The 635-nt window shown below is 74.0% G+C and carries 1 protein-coding gene; it reads right to left on the bottom strand.

All coding sequences use genetic code 11. The annotated features are described in order from the left end of the window. Positions 1-635: hypothetical protein (locus tag FUT87_RS29575; protein WP_222617312.1), on the bottom strand; the 635-nt coding region annotated here is incomplete at both ends.

Here is a 635-nt window from a genome sequence, read left to right as displayed (position 1 = left end):
GCAGGCCACGGTGATCAGCGACAAGCGCGTCACGAAGCTCACGCCCTCCAGCCCGCGCAGCCGCGCCTCCAGGTCTTCGCTGCGCACCAGCCAGTCGAAGCGCGGCCCGTAGCCGTCGTCGAACCAGGGCGAGAGGAACTCGACGATCTCCTGGTTCACGCGGCGCAGCGTGGCACCTTCGTGCGCGCCGCGCGCCAGGCCGATGGTGGCGCGCAACTGCAGCCGGTCGTAGGCCGGGTTGCGCACCTGGAAGCGCGCGAAGGGCGAGCCGATCTCGCGCAGCGCGCTGGCCATGCGGGCCAGCTCGATCGCGTTGAAGCGCGGCGCCGCGCAGGCGAGGGCGGGCAGGTTGCGCGGCAGCGTCGGGAGGACCACCGCCGTGACGACGCCGCTGCCGTCCTGGGCCGGCAGGCATCGGACCTTGAGCACCTCGGGGAAGCGCGCCAGCAGCAGTCGCTCGACGTCCCAGCCCAGCGAGGCGCGACCCTTGTGCTGCAGGCGCTCGCCGGCGCGGGTGATCAGCGCGCGCTCGTCCTCCGCGGCGGCATGGAGCACGTCGAGCGCCCGGGCCGTCTGCGCCGGGCTCCAGCGCAGCACGCGGCCCTGGTCGTCCTCCACGGTGATCAGCGTCTGGC

Source organism: Mitsuaria sp. TWR114 (assembly GCF_007997345.1).
The sequence above is the reverse complement of the archived record's forward strand: the minus strand, read 5'-3'. Positions and strand labels throughout refer to the sequence as shown.